Origin of the sequence: Deinococcus sp. HSC-46F16 (assembly GCF_024171495.1) — a bacterium.
Lineage (GTDB): Bacteria > Deinococcota > Deinococci > Deinococcales > Deinococcaceae > Deinococcus.
Map to the genome: position 1 here is coordinate 389,503 of NZ_JALJZW010000001.1, position 14,997 is coordinate 404,499.

At 71.4% G+C, this 14,997-nt stretch carries 14 protein-coding genes; 9 read left to right on the forward strand and 5 right to left on the reverse strand.

Translation table 11 applies throughout. The features are described 5' to 3' along the window. The first annotated feature begins 6 nt into the window (after window positions 1–6). The 3 genes from L1280_RS02035 to L1280_RS02045 are packed head-to-tail and all read left to right on the forward strand — an operon-like array spanning window position 7 to window position 2,495. Window positions 7–969, forward strand: coding sequence for an alpha/beta hydrolase (locus L1280_RS02035; RefSeq protein ID WP_253580345.1), 963 nt, complete (start codon window positions 7–9; stop codon window positions 967–969). Between the two features lie 19 nt (window positions 970–988). Next, complete coding sequence (locus L1280_RS02040) at window positions 989–1,297, forward strand: autorepressor SdpR family transcription factor (RefSeq protein WP_253580346.1); 309 nt, start codon at window positions 989–991, stop codon at window positions 1,295–1,297. After that, a complete protein-coding gene (locus tag L1280_RS02045) occupies window positions 1,278–2,495 on the forward strand; it encodes a DUF1648 domain-containing protein (RefSeq protein WP_253580347.1) in 1,218 nt (405 codons plus the stop codon). The genes L1280_RS02040 and L1280_RS02045 overlap by 20 nt, the downstream gene beginning before the upstream one ends. A 68-nt stretch (window positions 2,496–2,563) precedes the next feature. Here the strand turns inward: L1280_RS02045 and L1280_RS02050 are convergent, their stop codons facing one another. After that, window positions 2,564–3,334, reverse strand: a complete 771-nt coding sequence (locus L1280_RS02050) for a DUF554 domain-containing protein (RefSeq protein ID WP_253580348.1) — start codon at window positions 3,332–3,334, stop codon at window positions 2,564–2,566. A gap of 232 nt (window positions 3,335–3,566) precedes the next feature. On the opposite strand from L1280_RS02050, the gene L1280_RS02055 reads away from it, so the two are divergent. After that, window positions 3,567–3,770, forward strand: coding sequence for a helix-turn-helix domain-containing protein (locus tag L1280_RS02055; RefSeq protein WP_199776895.1), 204 nt, complete (start codon window positions 3,567–3,569; stop codon window positions 3,768–3,770). Between the two features lie 42 nt (window positions 3,771–3,812). Continuing rightward, complete coding sequence (locus L1280_RS02060) at window positions 3,813–4,490, forward strand: hypothetical protein (protein WP_253580349.1); 678 nt, start codon at window positions 3,813–3,815, stop codon at window positions 4,488–4,490. Here the strand turns inward: L1280_RS02060 and L1280_RS02065 are convergent. From L1280_RS02065 to L1280_RS02080, 4 genes are read right to left on the reverse strand one after another with little or no spacing between them, the layout of a single operon-like run. Further along, window positions 4,480–5,349: an ion transporter gene (locus L1280_RS02065; RefSeq protein ID WP_253580350.1), complete on the reverse strand. Its 870-nt coding sequence runs from the start codon at window positions 5,347–5,349 to the stop codon at window positions 4,480–4,482. The genes L1280_RS02060 and L1280_RS02065 overlap by 11 nt on opposite strands. Beyond that, a complete protein-coding gene (locus tag L1280_RS02070; RefSeq protein WP_253580351.1) occupies window positions 5,346–6,608 on the reverse strand; it encodes a cytochrome P450 in 1,263 nt (420 codons plus the stop codon). The genes L1280_RS02065 and L1280_RS02070 overlap by 4 nt, the downstream gene beginning before the upstream one ends. Window positions 6,609–6,650: 42 nt before the next feature. Further along, window positions 6,651–7,466 (reverse strand): DivIVA domain-containing protein, encoded by an 816-nt coding sequence (locus L1280_RS02075; RefSeq protein ID WP_253580352.1) that lies wholly within the window; start codon window positions 7,464–7,466, stop codon window positions 6,651–6,653. Beyond that, on the reverse strand, window positions 7,463–8,107 hold the full coding sequence (locus L1280_RS02080) for a YggS family pyridoxal phosphate enzyme (RefSeq protein WP_253580353.1): 645 nt from the start codon (window positions 8,105–8,107) through the stop codon (window positions 7,463–7,465). The genes L1280_RS02075 and L1280_RS02080 overlap by 4 nt, the downstream gene beginning before the upstream one ends. 272 nt (window positions 8,108–8,379) lie before the next feature. On the opposite strand from L1280_RS02080, the gene L1280_RS02085 reads away from it, so the two are divergent. From L1280_RS02085 to L1280_RS02100, 4 genes are all read left to right on the forward strand, one after another. Next, window positions 8,380–10,920, forward strand: a complete 2,541-nt coding sequence (locus L1280_RS02085; protein ID WP_253580354.1) for an outer membrane protein assembly factor — start codon at window positions 8,380–8,382, stop codon at window positions 10,918–10,920. A gap of 469 nt (window positions 10,921–11,389) precedes the next feature. Further along, a complete protein-coding gene (locus tag L1280_RS02090; RefSeq protein WP_253580355.1) occupies window positions 11,390–12,937 on the forward strand; it encodes an NFACT family protein in 1,548 nt (515 codons plus the stop codon). Between the two features lie 60 nt (window positions 12,938–12,997). Then, complete coding sequence (panD, locus tag L1280_RS02095; protein ID WP_253580356.1) at window positions 12,998–13,360, forward strand: aspartate 1-decarboxylase; 363 nt, start codon at window positions 12,998–13,000, stop codon at window positions 13,358–13,360. A gap of 279 nt (window positions 13,361–13,639) precedes the next feature. Further along, window positions 13,640–14,989, forward strand: a complete 1,350-nt coding sequence (locus L1280_RS02100) for an HD-GYP domain-containing protein (protein WP_371922863.1) — start codon at window positions 13,640–13,642, stop codon at window positions 14,987–14,989. The last annotated feature ends 8 nt before the right edge of the window (window positions 14,990–14,997 follow it).

The window sequence follows — 14,997 nt, forward strand, 5'->3', positions numbered from 1 at the left end:
GTTCCCATGCGACTCGCCCGACTGCTGCCCCTGACCGCTGCCCTGCTCTCCGCACCCGCCCTCGCCGCCAGCCGCGAGGTCACGCTGGAGGTGCCGGGCGCCCGGCTCGCCGCCACCCTTCAGACGCCGGACGGCCCGCAGCACGCCCGGCCGCCCGCCGCGCTGATCCTGGCCGGGAGTGGCCCCACCGACCGCGACGGGAACAATCCGCTCTCGGGGCCGGGGGGTACCTACCGCAAGCTGGCCGCGAACCTCGCCGCGCGGGGCATCGCCACCCTGCGGCCCGACAAGCGCGGCATCGGCGCGAGCACCCTGGCCGACCCGCGTGAGGAGGCGCAGACCTTTGAGGACTTCGTGAACGACGCGCGGGCGTGGCTGACGTGGTTGAGTGGGCAGCCGGACCTCGGCCCGGTCGCGGTGATCGGGCACAGCGAGGGGGGGACGGTCGCGCTGGCCGCCGTGCAGGGCCAGACCCCGGCGCGGGCGGTGGTCCTGCTCGCCGCCCCCGGCGAGGACATCGGTAGCACCATCCGCCGCCAGATCGGGCAGAACCCGGCCAACCCGCCCGCGCTGGTGGAGGAGTCGGGCCGGATTCTGGATGCCCTGGGCCGGGGCGAGCGCGTGTCGGAGGTGTCGCCCGTCCTTGCCCCTCTCTTCCGCCCCAGCGTGCAGCCGTACCTGATCAGCAGCCTGCGCTACGACCCGCAGCGGCTGATCGCCTCCCAGAACCTTCCCACCCTGATCGTGCAGGGGGACCGCGACCTTCAGGTGCGTCCGGAAGATGCCCGGCTGCTCTCGGCCGCGCAGCCCGCCGCCCGCACGCACCTCGCCCGTGGGGTCAACCACGTCCTCGTGCCCGCGCCGCTGGACCCCGCCGCCAACTTCGCCCGGTACGCCGACGCCGAACTGCCGCTGGAGCGCGGCGTGGTGACGGCGGTGGTGGAGTTCCTGCGCGGGGCGCTGCGGTAGTGGGCCGGGGGAGGGCAGCGTGCCCCTGAGCCGCGTGGACGAGGTCTTCCGCGCCCTGGCCGACCCCACCCGCCGCGCCATCCTGCGCGAGCTTCGCGGCGGAGAGCGAACGGCGGGGGAACTGGCCCGGCTCTTCCCGGTGACCAAGAGCACCCTCAGCGGGCACTTCGCCGTGCTCAAGGCCGCCGATCTGGTGTGGACCGAGAAGCGCGGCACGCAGGTCATCTACCGGCTGAACACGACGGTCTTTCAGGAGGTGGTGGCGGACCTGCTGGACCTCTTTGGCCCGGCAGGAGAGGAGGGTGAGCGTGGAAAGACGACGGGTTGATCCCCTGCTGGCGTCAGGAACGGTGGTCGCGCTGGGGTTGCTGGCCCTGGCCTGGACGCGGCTGCCGGAGGGCGAGCGGCTGATCCTCTTGCCGCTGAGCGTGTCGTCGCTGGTGCTGGGTGGGCTGGTGGCGCTTCTCGGCGGGCTGGAGCGCGAGCACCGCCCGGTCGCGGATGCCACCGCGCAGGCATTGGTGCTGCAAGCGGCCGTCGCCGCCGCCGCGCTCGCCTTCGGGTGGGACCTGCTGCGGGCGCTGACAGTGGCCATCGGGTTGAGCTTGGTGGTGATCGGGAACGCGACCGCCCGTGCCCGGCCGGGGCTGTGGTTCGGCTTCCGCACCCGCTGGGCGCTGCTCTCCGAGCGGGCGTGGTACGCCACCCAGCGGGAAGCGGCGCGGGCGCTCGTCACGGTGGGACTGGTCTATACGGTGTTCGCGGCCCTGATGCCCCTTGAGCTGCTGATGCCGTGGGCGATTCCGGTCGGATTGATGGTGCTGCTCCTCCCCGTCGTGGTGAGCCTGCACCGCCTGTCCTACCGGGAATACCTCGCGGACCCCGAGCGGCGTCCGGCGGTGGCGGGGGCGCGTCGGCACCTCCCGCCCTACTCCGCTTCCGAGCGGGCGCTGCTGGGGGTGGCAGTGGGGGTGCCGCTGCTCTCGCTCGTCGCGCTACTGGTGCTGTTGCCCTCTCTGCCGGAACAGGTGCCCCTGCACTTCAACGCGGCGGGCGAGGCCGATCGTTACGGCTCGCCGCTGGAACTGCTGACCCTCCCGCTGATGGGGCTGGGACTGACGGCGGTGCTGTGGGGCTCATCGCGCTTTGGCAGCGCGACCCCGGCCCAGCGGCACGTCACGCTGGTGATGGCGGCGCTGGGAGGCGCGTTCGTGGCTCCGCTCGCCTTGGGGATTACGGGCAGCATGCACGTCACGTTGGGCGCGGCCCACGCCCTGATGCTCGGCGTTCTGGCCCTCGCCTTCGCCCTGCCTGGCCCGGATGGAAGGCGCCGGGTGCGGGCGGCGTGGGCGTGCGGTGGGCTCGCGCTGGCCCTGGTGCCCCTGCTCCTGCTGCTTCCTCCACGCGGGGCCGAGGCGGTGGGCGGCCTGCTCCTCGTCTTTGGCGGGATGTTGTTCCTGGCGCCGATGTTCGTCTTCGGCGTGCCGATGAATGCGGGCTGGCCGAAAAGGACGCCGGAGTCCTAGCGGGGCTGGCGCAACGAGAAACCTGTGGGAGAGGGGCGCTGCGAAGCAGCGGGGTGAGGGGTCTTTCCCTACAGCAGCCCCGTTCCCCACAGCAGGATCGGCCCCAGCACCAGCGCGGGCAGCAGGCTCCCGACGCGCACCCGGCGGTCTTCCCAGCCCAGGCCCGCCAGCATCAGGTTCCACGAGATGCCTACGATCATCAGCCCACCCATCCCGGTGATCAGCAGCACGTACGGGTTGGTCTTGAGCACCTCCGGGTCCGCGCCCCCCAGCAGCCCGGCGGCGAAGGCCCCCGCCGCGAGGCTGATTCCCCCCTGCAACACCAGGACGGTGAGGGCACTGAAGCCCACGCCGATCCCGTACGCCCCCGCCAGCGCCAGCGCCGCGATGCCGTCCAGCGTGCTTTTGAGGACGTAGGTGGCGTTGTCGCCCGTCAGCCCGTTTTGCAGTCCGCCCACGACCGTCATCGGCCCGATACAGAACAGCAGGCTGGCGGCGACGAAGCCCTCGGTGAAGCGGCCTCCACCCCGGAAACGCCGCTTCAGCGTCTCGCCCAGCCGGGTCAGGCCCTCCTCGATGCCCAGCGCCTCCCCGATCACGGCCCCCCCCGCGAGGCTGATCAGCGCGAGGATGACGCCCGGAATCGGCCCGCCCGACACCCGGTTCAGCTCGCCCGCCATGCCCAGCGCGATAAAGAGGGTCACCAGCGACAGCGTTTGCAGCAGGGTGCGCTGGGTGCGCTCGGGCAGGCGGCCCCCCAGCAGCAGGCCGACCAGGGTCCCGGCGAGGACGGCGCCGACGTTGATCAGGGTGCCGGAGAGTTGGGTCAGCAGGCTCATCGGCGTGCAGGGTAGCGCGGTGAGGGCGGGGGCTGAGGTCGTCTTCACATTTGACCGTGCGCTGACGGAGGGCGTGGTACGCTCCGGGCACCTTGAACAGCCTGCGCGTCTCGCCCGTGCCCGTGCCCCGCCTCCCCGGTGGAGGAGCGCCCGGCGCAGTGCTCGCCGCGCCTACATATGAACGTCTTGGGGCTGCCTGTGGGCGGCCCCGCGTGTTTTAGGGAGGTTTGCCTTGACGCTAGCCGAACAGTTCCAGACGATGCCCAAGCTGCTGAAGGTCCGCGAGGTCGCCGACTACACCGGCACCCACGAACGCACCGTTCGCCGCTGGATTCGCGATGGTCGCCTCGCCGCCGTCGAACACCCCGAGGGCCTGCGCGTGCCCCGGCGCTCCCTGTGGCGCTTCCTGGGCCTGGATATGGCGCTGAGCGCCTGAGCCGTTCGCCCTACCTCCCAGCGGGCCGTATCCTGGCCCGGTATGGACGCCGCTCGCCTTGCCGAAGTGCTGAACCGGGATGAGGCTGACGCCCGGCGCGTCCTCGACTCCTTTCCTGGGCCACCCAGCGAGGAAGCGGCGGCCCTGGCGCTCCATCATGGACGGCCCCGGCTGGCGCTGGCCTGGGGCCGTGAACCGTTGACCCGCGCGGCGGCCCGCCTGCGTCTGGGCGAGATAGAGGAAGCCAGGCGTGAACTCGCCCCCCTCCCCGACACCGCCCGCCCCGCCCTGCTGCGTGCCCGCGCCGCGTCGCTGGCCGGGGAATTGGAGATGGAAGCCCTCGCCGTCCATGCCCGCCTGCTGGCCCGGCAGGAGGGAGACGCCGGGGCGCTCGTCGCCGCCGCGACGCTGCTGGGAGAGCTGTACCTCCCTACCGACTCCCGCCTCAGCCTGCGGACCCTGGCGGAGGGGTTGAAGGTGGCCGAGCTGACCGGGCAGGAAGCCGACGCGCATCTCCTCGCGGTCCTCGCCCACGCGCAGCGGGCTTTGGGGGCCGGGCCGAAAGCGGCCCGCACCGCTGAGAAGGCCCTGGCCCGCGCCGCCCCCCGCAGTCCCGCCCGCGTGCTCGCCCTCCTCGCGCTGGGCCGGTCAGGGGAAGCCGAGGCCGAGGCGCAGGCCGGAGACCTGGCGCCCGGCTGGTGGCAGCCGTTCAGGCGCTAGGCAATTCCTCGCCGCACCGCTTGCAAAAGCGGGCGTCGGCGTCGTGCCCCTCCAGGCCGCAGCGGGGGCACACCCGGGGCGCCGGGCGGCGGTCCTGTCCTCCTTGTTCCCTCTGGTCCTGCGCGGCCCCCTGGGCGCGGGCGAGGCTGACCGTCACGATGCCGGTGGGCACCGCCAAAATCCCGTAGCCCAGAATCATGGCGAGCGAGGCCAGCCCCTTGCCCAGCGGCGTCTTGGGCGCGATGTCGCCGTAGCCCACGGTGGTCAGGGTGACGATGGCCCAGTAGATGCTGGTGGGAATGCTGGTGTAGCCGTTGTCCGGCCCCTCGATCAGGTACATCAGCGCCCCGATGATGGTGACCAGGGTCAGCACCGTCACCAGAAACACCGTGATCTTGGCGGCGCTCGCCCGGATCGCCTCGGTGAGCACGCTGGCCTCCGAGAGAAAGCGGGCCAACTTGAGAATCCGGAAAATGCGCAGCAGCCGCAGCACCCGCACGATCAAGAGCGTCTCGGCGCCGGGCACGAACAGCGCGAGGTACCCCGGCAGGATGGACAGGAGATCAACCACCCCGAAAAAGCTGCGGGCATAGTTCCAGGGATGCCGCGCCGTGATCAGGCGCAGCCCGTACTCCAGCGAGAACAGCAGCGTCAGCACCAGCTCGGCCTGCTTGAGCGCAGGACCGTAGGCGGTTCGGAGGGGCCGCACGCTGTCGAGCATCACGACCCCGATGCTGGCGAGGATCAGCACGATCAGCACCAGATCGAAGGCCCGCCCCGCCGGGGTGTCGTTGTTGAAGACCACGTTGCCGAGCGTCACCCGCCAACGGGCGCGACGGTCGCTGGGTGGCCGGGTCATCCCGCCACCACGTCCAGCCGCGCCAGCCCCCGGATCACGAAGCCGCCCACATAGTCGGGTTCGGCGTCCGGGTCCACCAGCCGCAGCCCCGGATAGGCCCGCGCGAGCGCCCGCAGGCTCAGGGCCAGTTCCAGCCGCGCCAGCGGTGCCCCCAGGCAGTAGTGCAGCCCCAGCCCGAAGGTGAGGTGCGGGTTGGGGTCGCGCGTGAGGTCCAGCTCGTCCGGCCGCTCGAAGCGCCGCCCGTCGCGGTTGCCGCTCGCGTACAGCAGCCCCACCTTCTCGCCGGGGCGCAGCTCGGCGCCGCAGACCTCCAGCTCCTCCAGTGCGTACCGCTCAAAGAGGGGCAGCGGCGTGTCGAAGCGCAGCAGTTCCTCCACCGCCGTGCGGAAGAGGGGGAGGCTGCCTTCCCGATCGGCGGCGGCCACCAGCGTCTCCCAGTGCTCCCGCTGCCGCATCAAGGCGAGCACGCCCGCCGACAGCCCGTTCACGCTGGCCTCGTGCCCGGCGTTCAGCAGCAGGATGCAAGTGTCGATCAGTTCCTGCTCGGTCAGGCGGTCGCCCTCCTGTTCGGCTTGCACGAGTGCGGTGATCAGGTCGTCCTGCGGCTCTCCCCGCCGTGCCCGCGCGAGGTCCCGCAGCAGCGCCCCGAAGTCGCGCACCGCCCGCTCGGCTTCCTCCTGATCGGCCCGCGTGTAGGTCGGCTCGTACAGCCGCACGATGGCCGCCGACCAGGGCCGGAGCTGATGCCGCTCGGACTCCGGCACCCCCAGCAACTCCGCGATCACCGTGACGGGCAGCGGTTCGGCATAGCCCGACACGAGGTCGAAACCGCCCGCCCCGCCCAGGGCCGCGAGTTGCCGGGAAAGCAGCGCCTCAATGCGCGGCCCCAGCGCCTCCACCCGTCTCGGCGTGAAGGCCAGGCCTACCAGCGAGCGCAGCCGGGTGTGCTTGGGCGGCTCGGAGTCCAGCAGGTGGTTGGTGTTGAAGGCGTCGAACGCGGCCTGCGCGGGGTCGGGAGGCGGCCAGCCCAGCTCGTCGCGCGAGTAGCGGTGCAGCACCGAGCGCCCGAAGCGGCGGTCGCGCAGGGTGGCGGCGATCTCGGCGTGTCGCGTCAGGAAGACCCGTCCCAGTGCCGGGTCATAGAAGGCCGGGGTCGCCGCCCGCACCTCTGCCAGCCAGGGGTAGGGGTCGCGGACGAAGTCGGAATCGGTCATCGGCAGCGTGACTTCGGGCAGGGCTTCGGCGGGAGGCGGGGACATGCGCTCAGGCTACGCCGAAGCCCTGCCCTCACGCGCCCACACTCACGCGAAGTTCTGCTCCACCAGCGGCGGGCGGTTCCCCTCGCTGGGCCGGGAGTCCTCCGCGTCCACGGTGGCCGTCTCGTGGATGACGGTCACAGGAGTGGTCGCGGGCAGGCTGTCGTCGGCGGCGGGGAGGTGCCGGGCGCTGAGTTCGGAGAAAGACTGCATCAGGGCGCGGTACTGGCTCACGAACTGCGCGTACTCGGTCCGCACGGCGCTCAGGCGGGCGCTGAGGTCGGCGTGGCGCTCGCTGTAGGCGCGGTCCAGATAGGTGGTGCGCTCGGCGTGGGCGCGGTCGCGCTCCAGGGTGAGGTCGTGGTGCTGGCGTTCCAGCTCGGCCATACGGTCGCGGTAGGCGACTTCCAGTTCGGCCACCCGCGCCCCGTGCGCGGCCTCCAGCTCGGCGGCGCGGGTTTCGGCGGCCTGCCGCAGGGCGTCGCACTCGGTCTGCGCCTGCGAGAGCATCAGCTCGCACTGCCGCGCGGCGTTCTCGCGCAGGTCGTGCCCGATGCGCTCGGCGGCGACGACCGCCCGGCGAATCTCGTCTTCAGACTGGCGGCGCTCCTCCAGCTCGCGCTCCAGGCTGCCCAGGCGCTCGCGCAGGGCCTGCCGCTCGTGCAGCAGCGCCTCGACGCGGCCTGCGACCCGCTCCAGAAAGGTCCGCACCGCGCCCCGGTCATACCCGAAGGTCCGGCGCCCGAAGGTCTGGTGGGTGATGTCGAGGGGGCTGATGGTCTCGGCGGCCTGCGGCAGCAGCGCGTCGCTGAGACGGGGAGCCTCCGTGGGGGCCGAATCGGTCAGGGGGGGAATCGTCATAGAAAAAGGCTCCTTCCGACGCGCACCAGGGTCGCGCCCGCGTGAATGGCGAGGTCGTAGTCGCCGCTCATGCCCATGCTGAGTTCGGGCAATCCGAGGTCGTGCGCCCGCCGCGCCGTGTCAGCGAAGACGCGCCGGGCGGCTTCGGGATCACCGTCCGGCGCCATCACCATCAGGCCGCGTACCGTGAGGCCAGTGGCGACGACCCCGGCGTGGACCCGGCGCAGGTCGTCCGGGACGACGCCGTGCTTCTGCGCCTCCCCGTTGTGGACCTGCAGCAGCACGGCGGGCGCCCGGCCCCACTTGCCCGCGGCGTCGGCGAGGGCCTCGGCCTGCCGCACCTCCTCCAGCGCGTGAATCAGGGTGACCGGGCGCATGTACTTGACCTTGTTGAGTTGCAGCGGCCCGACGAAATGCCACTCCAGGTCGGGCCTCGCCGCTGCCTTGTCGCGCAGTTCCTGGGCACGGCCCTCACCCAGCGGAAGGCCGCCGGGTTGCAGGCCCGCGTGGGGCAGCACCAGGCGCTCGATGGTCTCCAGCGGCTGCCCCTTGGTGACCGCCACCAGCCGCACCGTGTCCGGCCCGCGCCCGGCGTCGGCTTCGGCCGCGCGGATGGCGGCCAGCACCGCCGGGACGGTCATAGGCACACTCCAGGGGGCCTTGAGCGGCGCCTCATGCTCGGCCCCGCCTCTGCGCCTTTGTGGGTCGGGTCACGCCCGGCATTGTGGCCGTTTGTGCCCGCCCGCTCAAGTCCCCGTCCCATGCGGCCGCCCATGCCGCCGGAAGTGGAGGCACCGTCAAGTGCCCTTCATCCTTCTCAGCGCCGCAGCGGAAAGGGTAGGGCAGCCGCCCGCCCCCACGGTCCCTGTTCAGGGTGAACAGTGCCGTGAGGCTGTGCCACACTAGGAGATACATGCGACATTCCCACACGCTCGCCCTGACCCTCGTGCTCGCCGCGCCCGCCGCCGCGCAGCAGGCTGCCACCGTGCAGGACGTGGTGGTCAACGGCACGACCGAACTGCTCGCCAACTACGTCAAGGCCACGCTGAGCATCCAGCCCGGCGCGACCCTGTCCAGCGTGAACCTGCGCCAGGTCGAGCAGGACGTGCTGGGCACCGGGTACTTCCGCACCGCCGTGGCCGAACTGCGCACCGTGGGGGGCCGCGACACCCTGGTCGTCAACGTCGTGCCCAACGCCACTATCGGCAAGATCGAGGCGACCGGGCTGACCTTCCTGCCCGCCGAGGGCTTCAAGCAGAGCATCGCCGAACTGCTGAACGTGGCGCCCGGCGCGACCCTCAACAACGCCCGCATTGAGCAGGCGAGAGAGGCCCTGGCGCAAAACTACCGCTCCGAAGGCTTCCCCTTTACCCCCAGCATCAGCGCCCAGACCAAGGTGAACACCGACGGCACGGTGGACGTGACCTTTGTGGTCGACGAGACGACCCCGATCAGCCGGGTGGAGGTCGAGGGCGTAACCCTGCTGCCCGCCGACCGGGTGACCGCGATCTTCAAGCCGCTGTACGACACCAAGCGCTTCACGCCCCAGGCGTTCTACGGGGCGGTGGAGGCCCTGGGGCGGGCCTACGACGAGGCCGGGTATGTCCAGAGCGGCGTGAATGTCCTGGGCACCACGCTGGAGAATGGCGTGCTGCGGGTGCGGGTCATCGAGGGCCGCGCCTCGGCGGTCAACTTCGACGGCGTGCAGCCCCCGGCGGGGACGACCCTCCAGACGCGGGTGGGGCAGCCCCTCTCGCTGGAGCGGCTGCGGGCCGACGTGCGCACCCTGTCGAACGCGACCGGGCGCCCGGTGGGCTTCGCGCTCCAGGCGGACCCCCAGAATCCCGCGCAGGTCGCCGTGTACTTCGGCGCGGCCGACGTGGCGAGCGGGCCGGTGCGCTCCATCGCCTTTACCGGCAACACCCAGGTGCCCACCGCGACCCTGGCCGCCGCGATCAAGACCAAGGTCGGCGACGTGTACTCGCCCCAGCTCGCCCAGCAGGACTTCCTCGCGCTGCGCGACGCCTACCGCCGCGCCGGGTATGAGATCAGCACCCGCGACGCGGTGACCTTCAACGAGGGCGTGCTGACCTTCAACATCCGGGAAGTGCGCCTCGCCGGGTACGAACTCCAGTGGCAGGGCCAGAAGCGCACCCAGGACCGGGTGATCCTGCGCGAGCTGCCCGAGACGGGCGGGCTCTTTAACCTGAACGAGCTGCGGGCGGGGCTGGCGCGGGTCAGCCGCCTGGGCTACGTGCAGATTGTGGGCACCGATGTCCGCAGCGATCCGCAGAACCCCGAGAACATCACCTACGTCCTGACGGTGGCCGAGAGCGGCCAGGGCATCCCGGTGGGGCTGGGGCTCCAGTACGACACGCTGACGGGCTTTGCGGGTGACGTGACCTACGAGAACCCCAACCTCTTCGGGCTGGGCCAGAACCTGTCCGTCCGGGCGGGGGCGCAGCAGAACGACGCGCGGCAGAACCTCTTCGGCAGCGTGACCTACACCATCCCCTGGCTGGACCTCGACTTCCTCGACTTCCGCGAGAACCGCACCAGCCTCAGCACCTCGGTCTACAGCAACGTGTCGGGCAACCTGCCGCTGACCGACCGCAGCGGCGACACCCCCGTGGACACCGGGCGCCAGTACACCACCCGCAACACGGGCTTCGGCGTCTCGCTGGGGCGCAGCATCACCCAGAACCTGCGGGCCTCGCTGGGGGCCGGGTACAGCTACCGGACCTACTTCCTCGAACCCCTCAAGGACGGCGACGAGACGGCCGTCGAGACGCCCCTGACCGACGCGCAGGCGCGGGCCGTGCTGCCCGAAACCAGCCGCACCACCTCGCTGAGCGCCAGCACCGTCTATGACACCCGTGACAACCCCGAGTTCCCGTCGAGCGGCGTGCGGGCGACCGGGGAGCTGTCCTACGCCTTCGGGGCCGAGGGCGAGCGCCCGGTGGGGTACACCACCGCCGAGGCTGGGGCCAGCACCTACCTGGGCCTGGGCCGCACCCTGGACAAGGGCCTGGGCATCCAGACCCGGCAGCAGGCGGTGGCGGTGCGCGTCAACGGCGGCACGCTCCAGGGCAACGCGCCCAGCGGGGCGGGCTTCAGCGTGGGCGGCAGCAGCCCCAACGCGTCCCGCGAGCTGCGCGGCCTGGAGAACAATGCCCTGTTCGGCACCAACTACCTGACCGCCAGCGCCGAGTACCGGTACGACTTCAACCTCACCAACTCCTTTACCCAGGGCGTGTACGGGGTGCTGTTCGCCGACGCGGGCGACGCCTGGAACGACGGCGAGAGCTTCGAGGCCAACTACGGCATCGGCGCGGGCGTGCAGCTCAACCTGGGGCTGGGTGGGGCGCGGCTGCCCTCCCTGCGCTTCGACTACGGCTACAGCCCCCAGAACGGCAGCGGCAAGTTCTACTTCCGCCTGGGCAACTTCTTCTGAGCCACACGTCCACATTGGAAGGGGGGCGAGTCTCTGCGGAGACCCGCCCCTTTCCCGTGGTTCTGTGCGGACGCGACACCACCGCTCTGTCCCCCGTGGAACGGGGTGCATGACAGCCGGGAGGGGAGAGACGCAACACGGGAATGAAAAAGCCCCCGGAGTTGTGTTCCGGGTGCAGAAAGGAGGTGCGTTCTCAGGACTCGACACCGTAGGAATAAAGCCGAGTGCCCGCGAAAGCCGGGCGGCAGGTGGGGTCGCCGTGATCCTTACGGCCCTCGGGACCCTGCTGACCGGCCCCGCGGCGTTCCTGAATGCCCTGAAATAAGCCTCTTGCCCCCGGCTGCACCCTTCAATCGGCTCCAGTCTCCCGCCCACGGCGGGCGATTTTTCGTGTCGGCCCCCGTTCACCGCCGACCCGCTAGCATGCCGCGATGACCCGCACCCCGCACTCCCCCCACGAGGCCCGCGCATGGAAGGACTGATGCTGGCGCGGGTGCTGCGTGAGCTCTTACCGCACCTGCCCGCCCGCACGCTGGGCTGGGCCTTTCCCGACGAGACGACGGCCGCGCTGCTGCTCGACGGCGTGGGAAATCTGGTCCTGAGCTACCGCCCGCCGCAGCCGGTGGTGTTTCTGTCGCGCGAACGCCTGCGCGGCGAGCCGCACAACGGCTTCCAGCGCTACCTCGCGGCGCGGGTGCGGGGCGACCTCACGGCGGCCGAGCAGCTCAAGCTCGACCGCGTGTTCACGCTGCACTTCGCGGGGGAAGACGGCTTCGTGCCCCAGCCCCCCACCCGGCTGCTGTTCGAGGTGACCGGCCGCAACGCCAACGTGCTGGTGCTGGAGCCGGGCGAGGGCTTTTCCGGCCGCATCCTGATGGCCGCCCGCGAGATCACCGGGAGCCGCAACCGCTTCCGCACGGTGCGCTCGGGGGGTGAGTACACGCCGCCGCCCCCCTACGACAAGCTCGACCCCCGCACCCTGACCCCGGAGGAAGCCCGCTCGCTGGCCGATCTGCCCGTCGGGCGCTGGCGTGAGCGCCTCGACGGGCTGGGGCCGCTGCTGGGGGCCGAACTCGGGCGCCGCGTGGGGCTGGCTCCCGTCGAGGCGCCCGGCGACCGCTGGCCGCAGGTGTTGACGGCGGTGCGGTCCCTCGTCGCCGACCCCAGCGTTTCCGAGGGCGTGATGCAGGAAGGCGCCCGCGAGGCCGCCCGCGCCGAGAAGGCCGCCGCCCTGCGCAAGGCCCTGCGCGAGCCGCTGGACAAGCGGGTGACCCTGCTGGACAACCAGCTTGCGGACGTGTCCCGCGCCGAGGCCGGGCTGGACGCCGCCGCGCAGGACCGCGGCGAGGCCGACCTGCTGATGGCCTATGCCCACACGGTCGAGCCGGGTGCGGCCTCGGTCCTCCTGCCCGCCTTCGACGGCAGCGGGGAGGTCCCGGTGGCCCTCGACCCCAGCCTGGGCGCGGTGCAGAACGCCGAAAAACGCTATACCCGCGCCCGTCGCCGCGAGGAGGTCTACGAGCGGCTGGCCGAGCGCGAACCGGGTCTGCGGGCCGAATTGGAGGAAGCCCGCGCCCGCCTGATGCACCTCGACACGGCCAGCCTGGAGGACCTGGAGGCGCTCTCGGCCACCCTCCAGCAGGAGCGCCCCGAGAAGAGTCCCTACGGCATGCGCTTTACCACGCCGGGCGGGTTCGAGACACTGGTCGGCCGCAACAACAAGGAAAATGCGACCCTCACGCACCGGCTGGGCCGCAGCCTGGACCACTGGTTCCACGCGCAGGGCTATCCCGGCAGCCACGTCCTCGTGCGCTCGGGCGGACGCGACCTCGACCTCCCCGACATCCTGTACGCCGCGAGGCTGGCGGCGGCGCATTCCAAGGCGCGGGGCAGCTCCAACGTGCCGGTGGACTACACCCGCATCAAGCACGTGTGGCGGCCCAAGGGGGCTCCGGCCGGGCAGGTGCATTACACCGACCAGAAGACGGTGTTCGTGGACGGCACGCTGCCGGAGTAGGCCGCACATCAAGACTCCCATCACCCCCTGCCCCGTTCCCACCCCGTACAATGCCCGGCTGTGGAACGCATCATGTTCAGGGCCAAGATTCACCGCGCGACCGTCACGCAGGCGGACCTCGACTACGTCGGCAGCGTGACCATCGATCAGGACCTGCTTGATGCGGCCGACATCCTGGTCAATGAGCGCGTGGACATCTACAACGTCACCAACGGCCACCGCCTGAGCACCTACGCCCTGAGCGGCCCGCGCGGCAGCGGCGTCATCGGCATCAACGGAGCCGCCGCGCATCTCGTGCAGCCCGGTGACCTCGTGATCATCGCGGCCTACGGCAACTTCACCGAGGAGGAAGCCCGCACCCTCGAACCCCGTGTCGTGATCGTGGACGCGCACAACCGTCCGGTGGACCTGCAACCGGCCTGAACGCGAGAGGCGGTCTGGGGAAGGGGAGACAATCGTTTTCCCCTTCCCTCACCTGTTGAGCGGAGGTCTCGGAGATCTGGCCACGTACACGGGGACGCGTCGTGGGGCAGGGGCATGCGCCCTCCCAACGCTCCGCCTCCAACGTATCGGTCCGTGCTTCCGGCCAGTGGTCAGGAGAAGCCCTGCGCAGGGCACCTCTCCACCTGCCATTTTCTGACCAGAATCTAACAACTCAAATCGAGTCCAAACAAAACTTCAGCGAACCTTTACACTCCACCCGTGAAGCCGCGAGGGTGGACCGTGAGCGCGTTGCTCGTTGTGGGCGTTACCGGGCTGTTCTGGGCGGCGTTCATGGGGCAGGCTACACTGCTGGCCGGGTTGGCGGTCGCGCTCGCCGCGCTGGCCTGGCCGCTGGGCGGCGCGGCGCGTTGGGTGCCGCTGGTGGGGTACGTGGTGGCCTTTTTGTTGTCGGCGTCGTGGGGGGGTGCCCTGGGGATGGCCGAACTGACGGGGGCGCTGCTGCTGGCGGGCGGGCTGGGGGCGCTGGGGCTGCGTGACAGCCGCCTGGCGGCCGAGGCTGCGGGGCTGCGGCGGGTCACGGCGGCCTTTCAGAAGGGCAGTGGACGGCTGGCGGAGGCCGACCGGGCCGAGGACATCATCCGGGCGGGGGTAGCGATGGTGGCGGACCTGGGCCTCGCGCCGCACCTCGCGTATGTAGGCTACGTGCGCGGTACCCCGCAGGTTCTGGGGGCGCGGGGAGCCTTTGCCGAACACCTGCACCGCCCGATCTACCCGGCGGGCGACAGCCACAGCGTGCAGGCCGACCACGCCCTTGCCGACGAAGTGCTGGCCCTGCTGCCCCCGCAGGCGCGGGGCGAGTGGCTGGCGGTGCCCGTGACGGGCGGGGGGCACGACCTCGGCCTGCTGGTGTTCAGCCGCCCCGGCACGCCCTTCAGCGCCGCCGAGCGGGGCACGCTGGACTCCTGCGCCTGCCTGATCGGGTCGCAACTGGGGCAGTGGGAGGCGATCTGCGAACTCCGCGCCGCCAACGACCTGACCCTGCGCTCGCTGGGCGCGGCCCTGGAGCGCCGCGACGACGAGACGGGCGGCCACACCACCCGCGTGGTGGGCGCGAGCGTGCGCCTCGCCCGCCTGCTGGGCTGGGATGAGGAGCGGGTCGCGGCCCTGCGGCGCGGGGCGTACCTGCATGACCTCGGCAAGCTGGCGATTCCCGACCGGGTGCTGCACAAACGCGGTCCCCTCGACACCGAGGAGCGCCGCATCATCGAGTCGCACAGCGTCATCGGGTACAACCTGCTGCAAGACCTGCACTTCCTGCCCGCCGAAACCCTCGACCTCGTGCGCCACCACCACGAGCGTTGGGACGGCAGTGGGTACCCCGCCCGGCTGCGCGGCCACGACATTCCGGAAGCCGCCCGCCTCTTTGCCGTCGTGGACGTGTACGACGCCCTGACGAGTGCGCGGCCCTACAAGGCGGCGTGGCCCCGGGCGCGGGCGGTGCAGGAACTGCGGACCCAAGCCGGACGGCAACTCGACCCGCAGTACGTCGAAGCCTTTATCAGGATGATTGAAGCCGAGGACCACGACGACGTGCGGCTGGTGTCCTGACCCCGGCC

Bases quoted from the DNA above. Each gene is read 5' to 3' on its own strand.
- L1280_RS02080 (WP_253580353.1), bottom strand. From the start codon at position 8,107: ATGACCGTCCCGGCGGTGCTGGCCGCCATCCGCGCGGCCGAAGCCGAC.
- L1280_RS02070 (WP_253580351.1), bottom strand. From the start codon at position 6,608: ATGTCCCCGCCTCCCGCCGAAGCCCTGCCCGAAGTCACGCTGCCGATG.
- L1280_RS02035 (WP_253580345.1), top strand. From the start codon at position 7: ATGCGACTCGCCCGACTGCTGCCCCTGACCGCTGCCCTGCTCTCCGCA.
- L1280_RS02090 (WP_253580355.1), top strand. From the start codon at position 11,390: ATGGAAGGACTGATGCTGGCGCGGGTGCTGCGTGAGCTCTTACCGCAC.
- L1280_RS02085 (WP_253580354.1), top strand. From the start codon at position 8,380: ATGCGACATTCCCACACGCTCGCCCTGACCCTCGTGCTCGCCGCGCCC.
- L1280_RS02075 (WP_253580352.1), bottom strand. From the start codon at position 7,466: ATGACGATTCCCCCCCTGACCGATTCGGCCCCCACGGAGGCTCCCCGT.
- L1280_RS02065 (WP_253580350.1), bottom strand. From the start codon at position 5,349: ATGACCCGGCCACCCAGCGACCGTCGCGCCCGTTGGCGGGTGACGCTC.
- L1280_RS02060 (WP_253580349.1), top strand. From the start codon at position 3,813: ATGGACGCCGCTCGCCTTGCCGAAGTGCTGAACCGGGATGAGGCTGAC.
- L1280_RS02050 (WP_253580348.1), bottom strand. From the start codon at position 3,334: ATGAGCCTGCTGACCCAACTCTCCGGCACCCTGATCAACGTCGGCGCC.